Source organism: Streptomyces antnestii, from assembly GCF_004005495.1.
Lineage (GTDB): Bacteria > Actinomycetota > Actinomycetes > Streptomycetales > Streptomycetaceae > Streptomyces > Streptomyces antnestii.
The window spans coordinates 113,804-132,606 of sequence record NZ_RZYA01000009.1; the positions used below are offsets into that span (position 1 = coordinate 113,804).

Consider the following 18,803-nt stretch of genomic DNA (forward strand, 5'->3'; position numbering starts at 1 on the left):
CACTCACCCTCACCCTCACCAGCAACACCCGCACCAGGTAACGGAGTTCGTCATGCCCGTATTCACCCCGCGCGCCACAGCCGTCCCGGCTCTGGCCACCGCCGCCGCCCTACTGCTGTGCTCCTGCTCCGCGGGCGCGGGTGCGAACACGGGCGCGGACAAGGCCAGGAACAGCACCGCGGCCAAGAGCGGCCAACGGCTGACCGCCACCCTCGGCACCGCGAAGGACAGCCAGGGCCCCGCCCCCGAGATCCCCGGCGCGCGCAAGGGCGGCACCGTCAACGTCGCCAACGAGGCCGACTTCCCCCACCTCGATCCGCAGAAGATCTACGCCGGCGAGAGATACAGCACCTCGCTGCTGTGGGGCAGGCAGCTGACGCAGTATCAGATCATCCACGGCAGGCCCCGGTTGGTCGGTGACCTCTCCACCGACACCGGCACCTCCTCCGACGGCGGCCGCACCTGGACGTACCACCTGAAGAACGGCATCGCCTGGGAGGACGGCAAGCCCGTCACCGCGCAGCAGGTCAAGTACGGCATCGAGCGCACCTTCGCTCCCGGCTTCGAGGTCGGCCCCACCTACTGGCAGCCGTGGCTCACCGGCACCAAGGACCTCACCGAGGCGGTGAAGAAGTACGGCGGCCCCAAGAAGGACGGCGACCTCGAGGCCATCGAGACGCCCGACGACAGGACCATCGTCTTCCACTTCCCCCAGCCGCAGTCCGACGTGCCGTACATGGCCTCCCAGTCCTCCTCCTCGCCGGTCCGCAAGGACAAGGACACGGGCACCGGCTACGACGTGAAGCCCTTCGCCACCGGGCCGTACAAGATCGTCGAGCACAAGCTGAACAAGAGCCTCACCCTGGAGCGCAACCCGTACTGGAAGCCGGAGACGGACTCGATCCGGCACGCCTACCCGGACCGCTTCGAGTTCACCTTCGGCAAGGCCGCCCTCAACACCGCGCAGGAGGTGTTCAACGGCCAGGGCACCGGCGCGACCACGCTCACCACCAAGGACAAGCTGCCGCCGGAGCTGATCTCGACGGTCGAACGCGACCCCGCCAAGCGGAAGCTGGTCGTCTCGGGCAGTCAGGGCGCCTACACCCAGGACCTGTACATCAGGAACGACCGGGTCACCGATCCCGAGGTCCGCAAGGCCATCCACTACCTCTTCCCGCGCGAGCAGGCCCGCCAGGTCCTCGGCGGCCGCTACGCCGGCGACTTCGCGACCACCCTCTCCTCGCCGGCCGTCGTCGGCTGGAAGAAGTACGACCTCTACCCCGTCGCCCCCACCGGCGACATCGCCAAGGCCAAGGAACACCTGGCCAAGGCGAAGACGAAGGTGACCAAGCTGACGTACGCGTACCCCACCGAGAGCCCGCAGGACGACCAGGTCGCACAGGTCCTCGCCGACGCCTTCGCCAAGGCCGGCATCAAGCTCGTCGTGAAGGGCCTTCAGCCCGGCGCGTTCAACGACCAGATCTTCGGCGGCGAGGACAGCCCGTACGACCTGTTCCTGTCCACCAACTCCGTGGACTGGCCCACCCCGTCGACCCTGCTCCCCCTCGGCTACGAGAGCCACCTGGACGCGGTGTCCAACAACACCCGCTACAGCAACCCGCAGGTGGACAAGGAGCTGTCCCGCATCGCGAAGATCGGTGACGCCCAGAAGAAGGCTGAGGAGCTGATCGGTCTGGAGGAGACGGTCATGAAGGACGTTCCCCTGGTGCCCTTCCTCTACAAGAGCATCTCCCAGTTCCGCGGCGAGAAGATCGGCGGCGCCGCCACCCACCCGATCTACGGCGTCCCGGCCCTGGCCAACGTGTACGTCAAGAACTCCTGACCTCCTGCGACCATGACCCGATACCTCATCAAAAGAGTCGCGCAGGCAGTGGCGGTGCTCCTCGCGATCAGCGCCACTGCCTTCGGGCTCTTCTACGCCGCCCCCTCCGATCCGGCTCTGATCGCCTGCGGCCCCAAGTGCACCTCCGCACAGCTCGCGGCCGTCCGCACGAGCATGGGACTCGACCAGCCGATCGTCTCCCAGTTCACCGACTACGTCGGCGGCATCGTCACCGGCCGCACCATCGCGGACGTCGACGGCACCCCGATCCCCTGCCCGGCCCCCTGCCTCGGCTACTCCTACAGCCTTCACCAGCCCGTGCTCGCCGCCATCGAGGACCGCCTCCCGGTGACCGTCTCCATCGCGGTCGGTGCCCTCGCGGTGATCCTCGTCCTCGGCGTCGGCTCGGGCCTGGCGGCGGCGCTGCGCCGGGGCAGGGCGACCGACCGTCTGCTGTCCGGCTTCAACCTGCTGGGCGCCAGCGTCCAGATCTACTTCCTCGGCTACGTGCTCCAGCTCCTGCTCGTCTACTCCACGGGCCTGTTCGCGCCCCCGCGATACGTCCCCTTCACCACCCAGCCCGCCCAGTGGGCCCTGGGCCTGCTGCTGCCCTGGCTGGTGCTGGGCTTCGTCAACGCGGCCGTGTACGCGCGCCTCACCCGCTCGCAGATGCTGGAGACCATGCACCACGGGTACGTCCGCACGGCCCGCGCGAAGGGTCTGGGCACCCTGCGCACCCATCTGAAGTACACCGCCCGCGGAGCGGCCGGCCCGCTGGTGCAACTGCTCGGCCTGGAGGTCGGTGCGCTGCTGGGGGGCGCGTTCATCACGGAGACCGTGTTCGGGCTCGGCGGCGTCGGCAAGCTGGCCGTCGACGCGGTGAACGGCAACGACCTGCCCACAGTCGTCGGCACCGTGCTCCTCGCCGCGTTCTTCGTCGTCGTGTTCGTGGCCGTGGCCGACCTGGTGGTGGCCTGGCTGGATCCCCGAGTGAGGTTTGCATGAGTGCTCGACCCGCCTTGCGTGTCCGTGACTTGACGGTCACCTTCGGCACCGCACGCGGCCCGGTACCGGCCGTCCGGGGCGTCTCCTTCGACGTGGCACCGGGTGAAGTGCTCGGCCTGGTGGGGGAATCGGGCTCGGGCAAGTCGACGATCGGCCTGGCGTCCCTGGGCCTCCACGACCCGGCGCGCACCCGTGTCGAGGGGAGCATTCAACTGGGCGACGCTGGAACCGAGTTGGTGGACGCGCCGGAATCAGCCCTCAAGAGGATCAGGGGATCCCGAGTCGCGATGGTCTTCCAGGACGCCCTGGACGCGCTCTCGCCGTACCACACCATCGGCGCCCAGATCGCGGAGGCGTACCGCATCCACCACCCGAAGACGGGCCGCAAGGAGGCGCTGGAGCGGGCGGCGGCGATGCTGGAACGGGTGGGCATCGCGGCCGCACGAGCCTCGGACCACCCCCACCACCTCTCGGGCGGCATGCGCCAACGGGCGGTCATCGCCATGGCGTTGATCAACCATCCGGACGTCCTGATCGCCGACGAACCGACCACGGCGCTGGACGCCCGAGTCCAGCACCAGGTCCTCGACCTGATCCGCGAACTCCAGTCGGAGACCGGCACGGCCATGCTCCTCATCACGCACGACGTGGGCGTGGTGGCGGCGACGTGTCACCGCACGCTGGTGCTGCGCGACGGCGAAGCCCTGGAGGAGGGGCCCACGAAGCGCCTCCTGACCTCTCCCACCCACCCCTACACCCGAGCCCTGATCGGAGCCGCCCCCACCCTGAACACCCCGCCCGGCACCCGCCTCCCCACGGTCGACGACCCGAAGCCGAAGCCAAGGACGAAGGCCCGCCTCCGTACGGCCCCCGACCGCGACCGCGGCGTCCTGGCCGAAGTGCGCGATCTCCGAGTGGACTACCCGGGCCGCCGTCGCGCCCGCCCCCACCCCGCGGTCAAGGGCGTGAGCCTGCACGTGGCGCGCGGCGAGACCCTGGGCCTGGTCGGCGAGTCCGGCTCGGGCAAGTCCACCATCGCCCGAGTCCTGGCCGGCCTGCGCCGCCCCACGAGCGGGGAGGTCCGCTTCGACGGCAGGGACATCTCGGGTGCGGCGACGAGCACGCGTCTGCGCCGCGAGCTGAGCCGGTACGTCCAGCTGGTCTTCCAGGACCCGTACGCGTCACTGAACCCACGCCACACGGTGGAGCAGATCGTCACGACGCCGTTGCGTATCCACACCGACCTGGACGCGGCGCGGCGCAGGAAGCGCGCGGCGGAACTCCTCGAACAGGTGGGTCTGTCCGCGTCGCACCTCTCCCGCCATCCGCACGAGTTCTCCGGCGGCCAGCGTCAACGCATCGGGATCGCACGAGCGTTGGCCGTACAACCCCGCCTGATCATCGCCGACGAACCGGTCTCCGCGCTGGACGTCTCCGTTCAGGCGCAGGTCCTGAACCTCCTCATGGACCTGCGCGAGGAACTCGACCTGTCGCTCCTCTTCATCTCCCACGACCTGGCGGTGGTACGGCACTTCTGCGATCGGATCGCGGTCCTGAAGGCGGGCGAGCTGGTGGAGGTGGGCCTACGGGACACGGTCTTCGACGCACCGAGCACGCCGTACACCAAGGAACTGCTGGCGGCGGTTCTGTGACCGGGCGTGCGTGAGGACGGGGTGTCAGGTGGGGTGGGGTGGTGGACCCTCCTGGGCCGAGTCGCCCGCCCCTGGGACTCGCAGGAACGGCGGGGGCTTGCCGTGGCCACTTCGCGGCAAGCCTCCGCATCACCACCGCACCATCGGCTCAGTGCAGTCGATCCTTGGCCTTGTAGTAGGCGCCGCCGAACGGCAGGAACCAGGCTGTGCCGTTGTAGAAGGGGACGGGGACCTTGGGGAAGCCGAGGCCGCGCAGCGGGTTGGCCTCCGGCCTGCCGTCCATCATCTCGGCGACCGCCCGGCCCATGTACGTGGCCATCTGCACGCCGTGGCCGCAGTAGCCCATCGAGTAGTACAGGCCGTCGAGCTCGCCCGCGTGCGGGAGTCGGTCCCAGGAGAAGCCGACCATGCCGCCCCACACGTAGTCGACCCGCACCCCGGCCAGTTGCGGGAAGATCTCGGTCATCTCCCGCTTGAGGACGTCCCCGCTCTTGACGTCGGAGGCCGGGTTGGAGGGCGCGAAGCGGGCCCGGCCGCCGAAGGCGAGGCGGTTGTCGGGGGTGAGGCGGACGTAGTGGCCGATGTTCTTCGAGTCGACCACCAGGCGGGCGTTCGGGATCAGCTCCTTGGCGCGGGCCTCGCCGAGCGGCTCGGTGACGATGATGAAGCTGCCGACGTTGATCAGCCGCTTGCGGAACCACGGCATCGCCTTGTCCGTGTAGGCGTCCGTGGCCGCCATGACCTGCTTGGCGCGGATCGTGCCGTGCAGTGTCTCGACCAGGAAGCCGCCACCCGGAATGCGGGTGAGACCCGTGGCCGCGTTGCGTTCGTGGATCTCGGCGCCGGCGCGTTCGGCGGCCTCGGCAAGGCCGTGGACGTACTTGCCCACGTGAAGTCCGGCGCTCAACGGGTCCAGCAGGGCGCCGTGGTAGTAGTCCGAGCCCAGTTCGGACTTCAGCTCGCTGCGGGTCAGGAGTCGGGTCTGGTGGTCGAAGTTCTCGGCCAGGTCGCGCTGGGTGGCCTTCATCGACTCGAAGTGCTGGGGCTTGAAGGCGACTCCGAGGCGTCCCGAGCGGTTGAAGTCGCAGTCGATCTTCTCGGTGTGGGTGAGCTCCTCGACGACGTCGACCGCCTCGCGGAACGCGTCGTACAGCTCGCGGGCGCGCTCCTGGCCGAAGCGCTTACGGGCCTCGCCGACCCCGATGGTGATGCCCTGGGTGCACATGCTGCCGTTGCGACCGGAGGCGCCCGAGCCGACCTTGTCCTTCTCGACGAGGACGACCCGGGCGCCTTTGCTGGCGGCGTGGTAGGCGGTGGACAGGCCGGTGAGGCCGCCGCCGATGACCACCACGTCCGCCTCGTCGGGCAGGTCCTTTCCGGACCGGTCGGGCAGGGCTGGAGCGGTGTCGAGCCAGTAGGGGATCTGCTTCATGGCGTGCGTCCTCTGTGTTCTCTGTCCTGTGTCGCCCTGGTTCAGCAGCCGAGCAGTGCGGGCAGGCCCGACAGGTCGGGCAACTCGTCGTAGGGCTGGTAGTCCGCGCTGCCCCGACGGCCGTAGCGGTTGATCCACACCCGGCGCTTCAGGCCGAGGTCTCGGGTCGGGATGTGGTCGTACTCCCAGCCCTGCGCGGTGTGGATGACCTGTGACGGTTCGACGCCGATGGTCTTGAAGGCGTGCTCGAAGGTCTGGCGGTCCGGCTTGTACGCGCCGGCCTGCTGGGCGGTGATGACGTGGTCGAACTCGACACCGATGTTCTCGACGTTCCGCGCGATCAGGTTGTCGTCACTGTTGGTGATGATGGCGATCTCGTATCGGGACTTCAGCGCCCGCAGGGCGTCCGGGACCTCCGGGAAAGGGCCGAAGGCGGGGACGGCCTCGACGAGGGCGTCCCCGTCGGACGTGCGGTACTCTAGGCCGTGCAGACGCATGGCCATGCGCAGGCTGGAGTGCAGGATCTCGTGGTAGGGGCGGTACGCCTCGAGGACGGCCTGGAAGCGCATGACGCGGAAGTCGTCGAGAAACTCGCCGACGTCCAGTCCGTCCAGGTCCAGCCGGTCGGAGAGAACCTTCAGGGTCGTGGGGCCGAGCTGGAAGTCGATCAAAGTGCCGTAGGCGTCGAAGGTGACTATCTCTCGCATGGTGTTCAGCCTCGATTCACGTCTTTTGAACGGGGGTTGGGGTGACAAAGCGCTTCAGACGACGCGTTCGCCGGGGGTGACGATGGCGTCGAGTGCGGCCATGTCGGCCGTGTCGGGGATCCAGTCGGCCGCCGCCGCGTTGGCGGTGACCTGTACGGGAGTCATGGCGCCGCAGATGACCGAGCCGACGGCGGGAAGGGCGGCCAGTCCGCCCACCGCGACCTGGAGGAGGGTCAGGCCGCGTTCCGCGGCGTACGCGGTCAGCGCCTCCACCCGGTCGAGGGCCGCGTCGGTGAGCCAGCCCTCACGCCAGGACAACCGGCTGCCGGCCGGGGGCCGCTCCCCGCGCCGGTACTTGCCGCTGAGCAGTCCATTGGCCAGCGGATAGTACGGCAACAGGCCGAGGCCGTGGCGCAGACAGGCCGGGATCAGGTCGTCCTCCACGCTTCGGTCGAGCAGGTGGTACCGGGCCTGGGTGGACACGAAGGCGTCCGTGATCTCCCCGGCCGGCAGATTGGAGCAGCCGATGTGGCCGATCTTGCCCTCGTCCACCAGCTCCAGCAGCGCCGCGACCGTCTCCTCCAGCGGGGTGACGCCGTCCGGCTCGTGGTACTGGTACAGGTCGATCCGGTCGGTGCCGAGCCTGCGGAGCGACGCCTCGACGGCATACCGGATGTAGGGGCGTGCACCGCGTGGGCCGTGGCGGTCGGCCTCCGCCCCCATCTCCATGCCGAACTTGGTGGCCAGCACGACCTCGTCACGCCTGCTCTTCAGCGCCGCGCCCAGCAGCCGTTCGCTGTCACCGCGCGAGCCGCCCGAGTCACCGAACCCTCCGTACATGTCGGCAGTGTCGAACAGGGTGATCCCCGCGTCGAGGGCCGCGTGGACGACGGCCTTCGTGCCGTCGTCGTCGAGCCGGGAGCCGAAGTTGTTGCCGCCGACGCCGACGACGGAGACCGTCGGTCCGCGTTCACCGAGCTTGCGGTATCTCATGACCGGTTCCCGAATCCGATGCAGACGTTCTTGGTCTGCGTGTAGCTCGCAAGGGCTTCGAGGCCCTTCTCCCTGCCCCAGCCGCTGTGCTTGTAGCCGCCGAAGGGGAGCTCGACGCCGGTGCCGACGCCGGTGGCGTTCACGTACACCTGGCCGGCCCTGATGCCCTCGGCCATGCGCATCGCCTTGTCGATGTCACGGGTCCAGATGTAGGAGGAGAGGCCGTACGGACTGTCGTTGGCGATCTCCAGTGCCTGGTCCGCGTCGTCGAAGTCGATGACGGTGACGACCGGGCCGAAGATCTCCTCGCGAGCGCAGCGGGCGTCGTTCGTCAGGCCGGTCAGGACGGTCGGCTCGACGTAGTAACCGTCTGCCAGGTCGGGGGCGGACGGGGCGCCGCCGCCGGCGCGGACCGTCGCGCCCTCCTGCCGGGCCAGGTCCAGGTAACCCAGCACCCGGTCGCGCTGCCGGGCGGCGACCAGCGGGCCGATGTCGGGGTCCGTCAGGCCGGGGCCGACGCGCAGGGTGGCGATCTTCTCGACCAGCCGGTCCAGGAACCGGTCGGCGCCGCGCTGCAGGAGCAGCCGGGTTCCGGCCGAGCACATCTGCCCGGCGTTACTGAACGACGCGCCGAGGATCGCGGTCAGCGCCAGGTCGAAGTCGGCGTCGGCGAAGACGACGATCGGCGACTTTCCGCCCAGCTCGGTCACGGACGGCACCACGTTGGCTGCGGCCGCCTGAGCGACCTTGATGCCGGTCGGCACCGAGCCGGTGAAGGTGACCTGGTCGATGTCCGGGTGCCCGGCGAGGGCGGCGCCCGTCTCTACGCCACCGGGGACGACATTCAACACCCCGGGCGGAAGCCCGCACTCCAGAGCGATCCTGCCGATCTCCAGCGGGGTGAGCGGCGCCTCGGGCGACGGTTTGAGCACCACCGTGCAGCCCGCGGCCAGCGCCGGGGCGGAGCCACGCGCGGTGTTCTGCAGCGGGTAGTTGAACGGGATGATCTGCCCGGAGACGCCGATCGGCTCACGGACCGTGTAGTCGATCAGGCCGGGACCGAGGGGGATCGTGGTTCCGCCGAGCTTGTCGGCGAAGCCCGCGTAGAACTCGAAGTAACGGGCGGCGGCTTCGACGTCGGCCTTGGCCTGGCTGAGCGGCTTGCCGGTGTCCTGGCTCTCCAGCCGGGCCAGCCGTTCGCCCTGGTGGCGGATCGCGTCGGCGATGCGATGCAGCAGCCTGCCCCGGTCGGCGGCGCGCATCCGGGCCCACTCCGGTGCCGTGAAGGCCGCCCTGGCCGCCGCCACCGCCTGGTCCACGTCCGCCGCGCCGGCGAGCGCCACCTGGGCGATGGCCGTCCCGTCCGACGGGTCGAGGACGGTGAAGGTGCGGCCGTCGGCGGCCGGGACCTGCTTGCCGTCGACCAGCAGCTCGGTCAGCTGCAGTTCGGCGGTCACGGCTGGATCTCCCCCTGCACCTCGCCGAAGATGACGACCTCGTCGCCGGGGCGGACGGTGCGGATACGGCGGACCCAGAGAACGACGCCGTCCTGCGGAGCCCGGACCTCCTCCAGCGTGTTGCCGTAGTGGTCGACGATGTGGGCGATCAGATCGCCTTCCTTGCAGTTCTCCCCCGGCTCGGCATGCCCGAGGAAGAAGCCGCCGGCGGCGGAACGGGCGAAGGTGCCGGAGACCGTCGTGTAGCTGTCGCGCAGCTTCGCCTCGCCGTCGATCATGCCGAGCTGCCGCATGATGTTGCGGATCGAGGCGATGTGCAGCTCGACGTTGGCCTCGCGGTACGTGCCGCCGCCCGCCTCGATGGTGATGGCGGGCTTGCCCGCCGCGAGCGTGGGGTGGCGCACCGTACCGCCCCACTTGCCGCCCTTCCAGACCAGCTCGTGACCGGCCGCGAGGGCGAGGTCGGTGGCCAGGTCCTCGTAGCCGCCCTGGAGGATGGCGAGAGGGGCGATCTCGCCGAAGGTTCCGCCGGTGTGCAGGTCCACCAGCGCGTCGATGACCGGGACGACCTGCTCGACGAAGGTGGCGGCCAGGCGCAGCGAGTACGAGCCGTCCGCGTCGCCGGGGAAGATGCGGTTGAGGTTCAGGTGGTCCAGGCCGCTGGTGCGGGCGGCGGCCTCGAAGGCGGGGGTGTTCATGCAGGGAATGCCGACGACGGTGCCGCGCAGGGTGGCCGGGTCGGTCTCGGCGAGGACGCGGCGGATGGCCTCCTGGCCGTCGTACTCGTCGCCGTGCACGCCCGCGTCCACGCACAGCACCGGGCCGTCCTGGGCACCGTTGACCACGATGACCGGTATGCCGAGCTCCACGCCGTAGCTGCTGGTGCCGACCGGGATGAGGCCCTGGGCGCGCTCGCCGGGGGCGACGGTCAGCGGACCGATGGAGTACATCAGGGGATTCCTTTCGAAAGCGTGTGTCGCAGGTGTCATGCGTGGATCACAGGCGGGCGGACGCCTCGTCGAGCGCGTCGGCGAGGATGTCGGCGATACGGTCGAGGAGTTGGCGGTCGCTGATCAGCGGGGGCGCGATCTGGACCAGCGGCGCGGCGCGGTTGTAGACGCGGGCGAGGAGCCCCGCCTCGCGCAGCCGACGTGGGATGAGGTCGGCGACGAGCGCGGCGCGGGCGGTGTCGCCGAAGCCGCCGCCCTCCTGGTCGCCGACGAGTTCGCAGGCGTAGAAGAAGCCGGCGCCGCGAACGTCGCCGACGATCGGCAGGTCCACGAGGGACGCCATGCGGCCCGCGAGGTGGTCCTGGAGGCCGCGGACGTTGTCCAGGATCCGGTCGCGCTCCATGATCTCCAGGCTGCGCAGGGCGATGGCCGCGCTCAGCGGGTGTCCGGCGAAGGTGTAGCCGTGGTTGAGGACCGTGCCCGGCCGGTTGATGACCTCGACAACGCGTTTGTTGACCAGGGTTGCCCCCATGGGGGCGTAGCCGGCGGTGATGCCCTTGGCGACGGTGACCATGTCTGGGCGGGCGCCGTAGCGGTCCCCGCCGAACCACTCCCCCACCCGTCCGAAAGCGGTGATCACCTCGTCGGCGACGAGCAGGAAGCCGTACCGGTCGGCCAGCGACCGCAGCCCCTCCCAGTAGCCGGCCGGAGGCGTGATGCATCCGCCCCGGTTCTGGACGGGTTCGGCGATCAGCATCGCCACGGTCCCCGGGTCCTCGGCCAGGATCGCGGCCTCCAGTTCGGCGAGCAGCCGGGCCGTGAACACCTCGTCGTCGGCGTACTCGGCAGCCAGGCCGAAGCGGTTGGTGTTGGACACGAACCGGGTGTCGATCGCCGCCGGGCCGTACGGCTCCTTCAGCCCGGGGTCGTCGGTGAAGGACAGGGCGCCGATGGTCAGGCCGTGGTAGGCGCCGCGCCGGGCGATCGCCTTGACCCGCCCCGGTTCGCCGCGCAGGGCGTGATAGCGGCGGGCGATCTTCCAAGCCGTCTCGACTGCTTCGGCGCCGCCGCCGGCGAAGAAGGTGTGCTCGACGTCCACGGGGGCGAGCCGGGACAGCCGTTCGGCCAGTGCGATGGCCGTCGGGTGTGCGGAGGAGGACCACAGCGGGCTGAAGCACAGGTCGCGCAGCTGCTTTTCGGCGGCCTCGGCGAACTCGGGGGCGTAGGAGTAGCCGAGCTGGCAGCAGTACAGGCCGGAAAGGCCGTCGATGTAGCGCCTGCCGTCGGCGTCGTCGACGTAGGGGCCGTCGCCGCGTTGTACGACGAAGAGGTTCTCTCCCTCCGGGCCGAGGGAACCGTTGGGGGTCATATTGAGGAGCAGGTGTCTGGCCGCCGTGGCGGACAGTTCACCGGCCGGGGTTCTGGTGCTGGTGCTGGTGCTGGTGCTGGTGGTCATGATGAGGTCTCACTTCCGGCGGTCAGGCCCACTGTGGGCTCAGTGAGCAGCAGGCCGTCCTGCTTTCCGGAGCCGCCGAGCTTGCGCACCACTGCGACCAGGGCGAGGGCCACGACGGCGACGGCGATGAGGATCGCGCTGACGGCCGTCACGGACGGATCGACGTTGTACTGAAGGACGTTGAACACCTTCACGGGCAGGGTCACGGTGTCCACGGAGGACAGGAACTGCGAGATGAAGAACTCGTCGAAACTGGTGATGAAGGAGAAGATCCCTGCTGCGACCAGGCCGGGCGCGGCCAGCGGGAGGGTGACCCGTCGCCAGACGGTCAGCCGGCCGGCGCCCATGCTGGCGGCCGCGTCCTCCAGCCGTTCGTCGATGCCCTTCAGCGTGGCCATGAGGATCATCACGCCGATCGGTGCGGCGAGCACGGTGTGCCCGAGGGCGATGGCGATCGGACTGCCGAGCATCGCGGCCGGTTCGAAGAGCAGGAACAGACCGAGGGCGATGACGACCTGGGGTATCACCAAGGGGGCCAGGACCAGGCCGTAGACCGCAGAGCGCAGCGGGAGTTCGCTGCGGACGAGGGCGGTGGCCGCGGTCATGCCAAGGACGAGGGAGAAGACGGTGGTGAGGGAGGCGACCAGGGCGCTCAGGGAGAGCGCGGCCGGCCACTTGCTGCCGTCGGCGAAGAGTTGCTTGTACCAGCCGAGCGTCCAGGAGCTGGGCGGGAAGTTGCCGAAGGCGTCCTTGCCGAAGGAGGTGACGACGATGACGATGATCGGCATCGCCAGGAACAGCAGGATCAGGGTCGCGAGCACGGCCAGGGTGATGCGTCCGGCCAGGGTGGAGCGGAGCTCGATCATGACGCCTCCCCCCGCTTCCGCAGAGCCTCGCCGGCCGACTTCAGCAGCCTGAGCAGCAGCAGTCCGGCGAAGGTGAGCAGCAGCAGGATGATGCCGAGCGCCGAGGCGCCGTTCCACTGGTTCTGCTTCATGACCTGTTCGTCGATGAGCGAGGCGACCATGGTCTGCTTCTCGCCGCCCATCAGGGCGGGGGTGAGGTAGTAGCCGAGGCAGAGGATGAAGGACAGGACGCCCGCGTTGACCAGGCCGGGGGCCACCAGGGGGACGTAGACGCGACGGAAGATGGTGATCCGTCCGGCGCCCATGCCGGCCGCCGCGGCGAGCAGTCGCCGGTCGATGCCCTTCATCACGGCGTAGAGCAGCAGAACGGTGTAGGGCAGCATCACCGCGGTGGTGCCGATGACGACGCCGATCTCGTTGTAGAGCAACTGGAAGGGCGCGCCCGGGAAGTGAAGGGCCGTCAGGAGGTTGTTCACGACGCCGTTGTCACCGAGCAGGATGATCCAGCCGTAGGTGCGCACCAGGGCGCTGATGAAGTGCGGCACGACCACCACCAGCATCGCCAGCCCCGCCCACAGCGGCTTGAGCCGGGAAATCGCCGAGGCCAGCGCGAAGCCGACGACCAGGGCGAGCAGGGAGGTCTCGGCGGAGATCCGCAGGGTGGTGAGCAGGATCTCCAGGTTGGCGCCGCGGAACGCGTCGGCGTACCAGTGCAGCGTGAAACCGCCGTTCTCGGCCTTGAGGCTCAGCATCAGGGTGCTGAAGATCGGATAGACGAAGAGGATCAGCAGGTACACGACGACGGGTGCGGCGTTGAGCAGACCGAAGCGGGTGCGGCGCTCGGACAGCACGCGGCCCAGTCGTTTCTTGCGGGGCACCGGAGCGGCGGAGCCCGATACGGGGGCGAGCACGGCCATGGTTCTCACCCTCCCTGTTCCGCGTCGGGGAGCACGTCGGGGAAAACACTCACGTTCGCGGGGTCCGCGGTGAGGCCGACGCGTTCACCGAGGGCGGGGGCGCGTCCGGCCGGCAGCTCCAGCCGTACGAGCTCGGTGTCCGCGCCCTGGACGGGGCGGACGGTGACGCGCACGAGCGTGCCGACATAGGTGACCGTCTCCACGGTCCCGGTACAGAACCCGTCGCCCGGTGGACACAGGACCAGTCGGCCGGGCTGGACCGCCGCGCGTACCCGCGTGCCGTCCGCAGCGGCCTGCGGGCGGGCGGTGACCAGACCACCCGTGTCGAGTCGTACGACGGTGTGGTCCGCCGTCTGCTTCTCCAGGCGGCCCGGGAGGAAGTTGGCGGCGCCGAGGAAGTCGGCCACGAACGGGGTGCGGGGGCGCTCGAAGAGCTCCTGCGGGGTGTCGAACTGGTCGATGCGCCCGTCCCGCATCACGGCGATGCGGTCGGAGAGGACGAGTGCCTCCTCCTGATCGTGTGTCACATAGATGACGGTGAGGCCGAGTTCCCGTTGAATGCGCTTGATCTCGGTCTGGAGCTGGTCGCGCAGTTTCTTGTCGAGGGCGCCGAGCGGCTCGTCCATGAGGATCACCGGCGGCCGGTAGACCAGGGCACGGCACAACGCGACGCGCTGCTGCTGGCCGCCGGACAGCTCGCGCGGGCGGCGGCGAGCCATGGCGGACAGTCCGGCCATCTCCAGGGTCTCGCCGACCCGGCGACGCTGCTCGGCCTTCGACACGCCGCGCAGTTGCAGCGGGAAGGCGACGTTGTCCCACACCGTCATGTGCGGGAAGAGCAGGTACTGCTGGAAGACGAAGCCCAGGCCGCGCTTCTGCGGGGCCAGCCGTGTCACGTCACGGCCGCCGACCACGATGCTGCCGGCGTCGGGTTCGCAGAACCCGGCGATCATCATCAGGGTGGTGGTCTTGCCGGAGCCGGAGGAGCCGAGGAAGGTGACGAACTCACCGGCCGCGATCTCCATGGAGACCTCGTCGACGGCCGTGACACCGCCGTACGTCTTGCGAAGTCGGGTCACGGACACGGGCTTTCCGGTGCCGGTCACCGACGCCGCGGAGTCGAGTGCCGGCTCGGGGATCACGTCGGTCTCAGGCATGCGTCCACTCCTGCCAGCGCTTGGACACGGCGTCCTGGTTCTTGATCCACCAGTCGACGTCCAGGTCGAAGCCGGACGCCAGGTGCTCGGGCGAGCTGCCCAGGTTCGCGGCGGTGGCGGTGGAGAGCTTCTTGTAGGCGGCCGGCACCGACGGGGCCATCGGGTAGATCTCGGCGTAGTGGGCCTGCACCTCGGGCCGCAGGGCGAAGTCGATGAGCTGGTAGGCGGCGTCGAGGTCGGCGGCGCCCTTGGGGATGCCGAGGGCGTTGCTCTGTCGGCGGGCGCCGTTCCACTGGTAGGCGAGCGGGGCACCGCCCTTGATCAGGGCGTCCAGGCGGCCGTGCCAGACGCTGGAGGCGACGACCTCCTTGCGGCCCAGGAGCACACCGGGCAGGGCGCCGGTGTCCCAGAACTTCCTGACGTGGGGCTTGATCTCGCTCAGCACCTTGAAGGCACGGTCCACGTCCAGGGGGTAGAGCTTGTCCATCGGTACGCCGTCGGCGAGGAGGGCGAACTCCAGCTCGGGCAGGTCGGCGTCCAGGGCCTGCAGAGCGCGGTTGCCGGTGAACGCCTTGGTGTTCCAGAAGTCGGCCCAGGAGGAAGGTTTCTTCCCCCCGAAGGCGTCCGTGCGGTACGCCATCACACTGGCCCAGTAGTTCTTGCCGACCGCGTTGGAGTTGACCAGGTTCTTGGCGATGCCGGCCTTCTTGAAGTTCTTCAGCCGGTCGTACTCCAGGTCCTCCGTGGCGCCCTGTTGCTTGAAGAGCACGAAGTCGGCCATGGAGTCGTCGATGACGTCGAACTGGGGGCGGCCCTGCTTGATCTGGGCGAGCATCTGGGCGTACTCGATGTTCACCACCTTGACCTGGATGCCGGTCTCCTTGGTGAACGGGTCGTAGATCGCCTGCTGGTTGGCGTCGCCGTAGGTGCCGCCGCTGTTGCGGACGACGACCGTCTTGGAGCTCTTGCCGCTGCCGACCGACCGGCTGGTACCGGTTCCGCAGCCGGTGAGCGAGGTGGCGGCGACACCTGCGGCGACACCGCCGACTCCGCGAAGGAACACTCTGCGGTCGATACGGAAGTCATTCATCGGGGCCTCCTGGTGGGTGCCGGTACGAGGGGAGGGGAGGTGTGGGGGTGCGGGCTGCTGTGGTCTCTCGTTCTTGTCGTGCGGGTGGGGCTGTCGGGGTGGGGAGTCAGTGGCCGGGGTCCCGCGGCGCGGAGGCGGCGATGGCGGCCAGTTCGGCGCCGGAGGCGACGGTCAGACCGCGCAGGCCGTAGAAGATCCGCCCGGTGGCCGGCGCGAGGACCTTGTGCTCCCGGCCGTCGGCCGGGTCGAGGACGCGGCCGAGGACCTGGCCCTCCGTCACGTCGTCGCCGGCACCGAACTCCGGGTACCACAGGCCGGTCGCCTCGGCGGTGACGCCGGCGACCCAGACCCATGCGCGGACGGCCGTGTCGTTCGCCGGCTCGATGTCCAGGACGCCGAGCCGGCGCAGTACCCCGTACAGACCCCCGACCAGACGACGGGCGGTGTCCTCGTCGCGTTCGCCGAGTTGGCCGGTCTCCACGAGGATCGACGGGACGCCCTGGCGGGCGGCGGCCGCGTGACTGTTGCCGCCGTCCGCGTTCGTTCCGAAGATGACGTCCTCGATACCGACGGCGCCGGCCAGGTCCGCGGTCTTCGCGTCCAGTTCGGGGTCGCCGGTGAGGCGGTAGCCGACGAAGTCCGTCAGGACCTCGTCGATACCGCCGGAGTGCAGGTCGACGTAGGCGTCGGCGCCGTCCACCAGGTTGGTGAACAGCCACGCCGCGAGACGTCCGGTGGGGCCGCCCTCGGAGTCGCCCGGGAAGACTCGGTTGATGTTCACGCCGTCGAGCGGGGAGACGCCCAGCCTGCCCTGGTACACCGCCGGCGGGTTGGCGACCGGGCAGACGATCACCTGGCCTCGCACCTCGGCCGGCTCCAGCAGGGCGGCGAGTCGGGTGGCCGCGTCGATGCCGGTGAACTCGCCGCCGTGCACACCCGCCGTGATGAGGACGCGGGGACCGGGGTGGGTGCCGTTGACCAGCGTGAGCGGGATGTCGACGGTGAGCGTGCCGAGGTCGGCGGCCAGGGTGCCGCGGGTCTTGCGGCCGGGCTCGGCACTCAGCGTGCCGACGATCAGGAGGTCGGTGGTGGCCATCGTCGTCACGCCTCCGTCCGGTCGATGGTGGAGACGAAGTCGATGGGCCGGGGCGAGGTGCCGTCGAGCGCCAGGTCGGCCGCGATGTCACCGAAGGCGGGCGCGAGCTTGAATCCGTGACCGGAGAACCCGGCGAGCAGGACGACGTTCTCGGCGCCGGGCAGCGGGCCGACGAGCGGGCGGCTGCTCTCGGTGTAGCCCTCCATGTAGACGGAGAGGCGGACCGGGTCGGGGCTCAGGTCCGGCATGTACCGGCCGATGAGGTCGGTGAAGATCTCCAGCTCCTCCGGCTGCACGGTCCGGTCCAGCTGGTTGGGGTCGCCGGCGGGCCGGTGCAGGGCACGGGAGAGGCCGAGCTTGACGGAGACGCCGTCCGGGGAGGGCAGGCCGTAGCAGTGCGTGGGCGCCGTACGGATGAACGCGGGGCGCTCCTCGCCGAACCAAGCGTCGGCGGTGGGCACGTACCAGGCGCTGATGAGGCGGCGGATGTCCACCTCCCAGGGCAGTTCGGGGAGCAGGTCGTTCACCCAGGGCCCGACGGTCACGACGGCGGTGTCGAAGTGCTCGCTGCCGGCGTCGGTGCGGATCTCCACGCCGTTCGCGACGGGCACGATCTCGCGGACCGTGGTGTAGCGGTGGATGCGGGCGCCGAGCTGCTCGGCGTGGCGGGCGGCGGTCTGGATCGTCAGCTCGGGCCGGATGTAGCCCGCGTGGCGGTCGAGCACGGCCGCGTCGCCGTCCTCGATCCGGAACTGCGGGAAGCGCTTGGCGAGGCCTTCGGCGTCGAGTACCTCGTGGTCCAGGCCGTGCTCGGCGATGGACTCCAGGACGGTGGCCATCTGCTGGTGCCCGGTCGGCCCCATCAGCAGGCAGCCGGTCAGCCGGCGCAGCTCCCGGCCGGTCTCCTGCTGAAGCTGCTCCCACAGGGCGTCGGCGTGCTTGAGCAGCGGGACGTATCGGGAGTCCTCGAAGTGGGCGCTGCGGAAGATGCGGGTCTCGCCGCCGGCTGCGCTGCGGTCGTGGCCCGGGGCAAAGCGGTCGTACCCGACGACCTCGGCTCCGCGGGCGGCCAGGCGCCAGGCGGCTTGGCTGCCCATCGTTCCGACGCCGACGACGGCGACGCGCTTGCTGGCTGACACGAGGGTTCCTTTCGTCTCCCGGGGCGGGGATGCTGGGCGCCCGGTATGCGGATTAGTTGATTCCGGATGCAAGGAGGCCAGGGGGTTGCCTGCTCAGGCTTTCCGGACAGAGGGGGCTTCGGGCCACTTCTTCACCCGTGCCACAATGTGGAACGCCGTGCTAGAATCTGGCACGAGGATGGCAGTGGGGTTCGGAGGGAGTCAAGAGGTGTACACAAGGAAATCCGAGAGTTAACGGGGGAAATCAGATGGAAATGAAGAGCGTCACCAGGTCCCTGCGGATCCTGGAGGCGGTGGCGCAACACCAGCCGGTGACAGTGGGGGAACTGACCAGGCTCTTCGGCCTGCCCAAGTCGACCGTGCAGCGCACGCTGGTCACCCTGAACGAAGCCGGGTGGCTGCGCGCCAACCGCAAGGACACCACCCGCTGGGAGATCGGCGCGCGGGTGCTCGCCGTCCGCCCGGCGGCGCTGCAGGGTTCGAGCCTGTTCGCCGCCGCGCGCGAGCCCATGATCCGGCTCCGGGACACACTGAACGAGACCATCCATCTGTCGGTGCCGGACGCGCTGCAGTGCATGGTGGTCGTGGACCGGGTGGACTGCACCCACGCGGTGCGGACGTTCTACGCCATCGGCGACACGTCGCCCCTGCACGCCACCGCCACCGGGCGCGCCATCCTCGCCCATCTGCCGAAGGCGGACGTCGACGAGCTCGTCGAGCGGGGGCTGGAGAGCTTCAGCGAAGCCACGCCGACCGACCCCGCCCGGCTCCGCGCCGAACTGGACCGCCTGCGCGCCGACGGATACTCCGTCAACCGCAACCAGTACCGGCCGGACGTGTGCGCGGTCGCCGCGGCCATCCTGGACGAGGGCGGCACACCGCTCGCGGCGGTCGCCGTCTCCATGCCCGATTCACGCTACGAGGCGGAACGGCTGCCGGAGATCGGGCGCCTGGTCGCCGACACGGCCAAGGAGATCGCGGCGCGGCGCGCGGGCGCGTGAACACGGACCGGCACACAGGCGTGTGAACGCGCCGCCGACTCC

Annotated in this window: 16 protein-coding genes; 4 read left to right on the top strand and 12 right to left on the bottom strand. The window is 69.8% G+C overall.

The window, feature by feature from the left end; translation table 11 throughout:
* Positions 1 to 52 precede the first annotated feature (52 nt).
* Genes EOT10_RS20350 through EOT10_RS20360 form a run of 3 tightly spaced genes read left to right on the top strand, consistent with a single transcriptional unit; the run spans position 53 to position 4,500 of the window.
* Positions 53 to 1,843: an ABC transporter substrate-binding protein gene (locus EOT10_RS20350; protein ID WP_127829679.1), complete on the top strand. Its 1,791-nt coding sequence runs from the start codon at positions 53 to 55 to the stop codon at positions 1,841 to 1,843.
* A gap of 12 nt (positions 1,844 to 1,855) precedes the next feature.
* Positions 1,856 to 2,848, top strand: a complete 993-nt coding sequence (locus tag EOT10_RS20355) for an ABC transporter permease (protein WP_127829680.1) — start codon at positions 1,856 to 1,858, stop codon at positions 2,846 to 2,848.
* On the top strand, positions 2,845 to 4,500 hold the full coding sequence (locus EOT10_RS20360) for a dipeptide ABC transporter ATP-binding protein (protein ID WP_127829681.1): 1,656 nt from the start codon (positions 2,845 to 2,847) through the stop codon (positions 4,498 to 4,500). The genes EOT10_RS20355 and EOT10_RS20360 overlap by 4 nt, the downstream gene beginning before the upstream one ends.
* 148 nt (positions 4,501 to 4,648) lie before the next feature.
* Here EOT10_RS20360 and EOT10_RS20365 read toward each other — a convergent pair whose 3' ends face one another.
* The 12 genes from EOT10_RS20365 to solA form a co-directional block, all read right to left on the bottom strand.
* On the bottom strand, positions 4,649 to 5,932 hold the full coding sequence (locus EOT10_RS20365; protein ID WP_127829682.1) for an NAD(P)/FAD-dependent oxidoreductase: 1,284 nt from the start codon (positions 5,930 to 5,932) through the stop codon (positions 4,649 to 4,651).
* Positions 5,933 to 5,973: 41 nt separating this feature from the next.
* The gene (locus EOT10_RS20370; protein ID WP_127829683.1) at positions 5,974 to 6,639 is read right to left on the bottom strand and encodes a haloacid dehalogenase type II; all 666 of its coding nucleotides are present in this window, start codon (positions 6,637 to 6,639) and stop codon (positions 5,974 to 5,976) included.
* 54 nt (positions 6,640 to 6,693) lie between these two features.
* Positions 6,694 to 7,632 carry an aldo/keto reductase gene (locus tag EOT10_RS20375; RefSeq protein WP_127829684.1) on the bottom strand — a complete coding sequence of 313 codons (939 nt, stop codon included), beginning with the start codon at positions 7,630 to 7,632 and terminating at the stop codon, positions 6,694 to 6,696.
* A complete protein-coding gene (locus EOT10_RS20380; RefSeq protein WP_127829685.1) occupies positions 7,629 to 9,089 on the bottom strand; it encodes an aldehyde dehydrogenase family protein in 1,461 nt (486 codons plus the stop codon). The genes EOT10_RS20375 and EOT10_RS20380 overlap by 4 nt, the downstream gene beginning before the upstream one ends.
* Entirely contained in the window at positions 9,086 to 10,039 is a 954-nt protein-coding gene (locus tag EOT10_RS20385) for a succinylglutamate desuccinylase/aspartoacylase family protein (RefSeq protein WP_127829686.1), read from the bottom strand. Before EOT10_RS20385 ends, EOT10_RS20380 begins: the two co-directional genes overlap by 4 nt.
* 46 nt (positions 10,040 to 10,085) lie before the next feature.
* Entirely contained in the window at positions 10,086 to 11,495 is a 1,410-nt protein-coding gene (locus EOT10_RS20390) for an aminotransferase class III-fold pyridoxal phosphate-dependent enzyme (protein ID WP_127829687.1), read from the bottom strand.
* Positions 11,492 to 12,361 carry an ABC transporter permease gene (locus EOT10_RS20395; RefSeq protein WP_127829688.1) on the bottom strand — a complete coding sequence of 290 codons (870 nt, stop codon included), beginning with the start codon at positions 12,359 to 12,361 and terminating at the stop codon, positions 11,492 to 11,494. The genes EOT10_RS20390 and EOT10_RS20395 overlap by 4 nt, the downstream gene beginning before the upstream one ends.
* Entirely contained in the window at positions 12,358 to 13,278 is a 921-nt protein-coding gene (locus tag EOT10_RS20400; RefSeq protein WP_127829689.1) for an ABC transporter permease, read from the bottom strand. The genes EOT10_RS20395 and EOT10_RS20400 overlap by 4 nt, the downstream gene beginning before the upstream one ends.
* A gap of 5 nt (positions 13,279 to 13,283) precedes the next feature.
* Entirely contained in the window at positions 13,284 to 14,435 is a 1,152-nt protein-coding gene (locus EOT10_RS20405) for an ABC transporter ATP-binding protein (protein WP_127829690.1), read from the bottom strand.
* Positions 14,428 to 15,525 (bottom strand): ABC transporter substrate-binding protein, encoded by a 1,098-nt coding sequence (locus EOT10_RS20410; RefSeq protein WP_127829691.1) that lies wholly within the window; start codon positions 15,523 to 15,525, stop codon positions 14,428 to 14,430. The genes EOT10_RS20405 and EOT10_RS20410 overlap by 8 nt, the downstream gene beginning before the upstream one ends.
* Before the next feature lie 106 nt (positions 15,526 to 15,631).
* Complete coding sequence (locus EOT10_RS20415; protein WP_127829692.1) at positions 15,632 to 16,621, bottom strand: succinylglutamate desuccinylase/aspartoacylase family protein; 990 nt, start codon at positions 16,619 to 16,621, stop codon at positions 15,632 to 15,634.
* A 5-nt stretch (positions 16,622 to 16,626) separates the two neighbouring features.
* Positions 16,627 to 17,760: an N-methyl-L-tryptophan oxidase gene (gene solA / locus EOT10_RS20420; protein WP_127829693.1), complete on the bottom strand. Its 1,134-nt coding sequence runs from the start codon at positions 17,758 to 17,760 to the stop codon at positions 16,627 to 16,629.
* Between the two features lie 254 nt (positions 17,761 to 18,014).
* On the opposite strand from solA, the gene EOT10_RS20425 reads away from it, so the two are divergent.
* Complete coding sequence (locus tag EOT10_RS20425; RefSeq protein WP_127829822.1) at positions 18,015 to 18,761, top strand: IclR family transcriptional regulator; 747 nt, start codon at positions 18,015 to 18,017, stop codon at positions 18,759 to 18,761.
* The last annotated feature ends 42 nt before the right edge of the window (positions 18,762 to 18,803 follow it).

Excerpts from the sequence above, each read along its gene's own strand:
- EOT10_RS20350 (WP_127829679.1), top strand. The coding sequence starts at position 53 with ATGCCCGTATTCACCCCGCGCGCCACAGCCGTCCCGGCTCTGGCCACC.
- EOT10_RS20355 (WP_127829680.1), top strand. The coding sequence starts at position 1,856 with ATGACCCGATACCTCATCAAAAGAGTCGCGCAGGCAGTGGCGGTGCTC.
- EOT10_RS20360 (WP_127829681.1), top strand. The coding sequence starts at position 2,845 with ATGAGTGCTCGACCCGCCTTGCGTGTCCGTGACTTGACGGTCACCTTC.
- EOT10_RS20365 (WP_127829682.1), bottom strand. The coding sequence starts at position 5,932 with ATGAAGCAGATCCCCTACTGGCTCGACACCGCTCCAGCCCTGCCCGAC.
- EOT10_RS20370 (WP_127829683.1), bottom strand. The coding sequence starts at position 6,639 with ATGCGAGAGATAGTCACCTTCGACGCCTACGGCACTTTGATCGACTTC.
- EOT10_RS20375 (WP_127829684.1), bottom strand. The coding sequence starts at position 7,632 with ATGAGATACCGCAAGCTCGGTGAACGCGGACCGACGGTCTCCGTCGTC.
- EOT10_RS20385 (WP_127829686.1), bottom strand. The coding sequence starts at position 10,039 with ATGTACTCCATCGGTCCGCTGACCGTCGCCCCCGGCGAGCGCGCCCAG.
- EOT10_RS20390 (WP_127829687.1), bottom strand. The coding sequence starts at position 11,495 with ATGACCACCAGCACCAGCACCAGCACCAGCACCAGAACCCCGGCCGGT.
- EOT10_RS20395 (WP_127829688.1), bottom strand. The coding sequence starts at position 12,361 with ATGATCGAGCTCCGCTCCACCCTGGCCGGACGCATCACCCTGGCCGTG.
- EOT10_RS20400 (WP_127829689.1), bottom strand. The coding sequence starts at position 13,278 with ATGGCCGTGCTCGCCCCCGTATCGGGCTCCGCCGCTCCGGTGCCCCGC.
- EOT10_RS20405 (WP_127829690.1), bottom strand. The coding sequence starts at position 14,435 with ATGCCTGAGACCGACGTGATCCCCGAGCCGGCACTCGACTCCGCGGCG.
- EOT10_RS20410 (WP_127829691.1), bottom strand. The coding sequence starts at position 15,525 with ATGAATGACTTCCGTATCGACCGCAGAGTGTTCCTTCGCGGAGTCGGC.
- EOT10_RS20415 (WP_127829692.1), bottom strand. The coding sequence starts at position 16,621 with ATGGCCACCACCGACCTCCTGATCGTCGGCACGCTGAGTGCCGAGCCC.
- EOT10_RS20425 (WP_127829822.1), top strand. The coding sequence starts at position 18,015 with ATGAAGAGCGTCACCAGGTCCCTGCGGATCCTGGAGGCGGTGGCGCAA.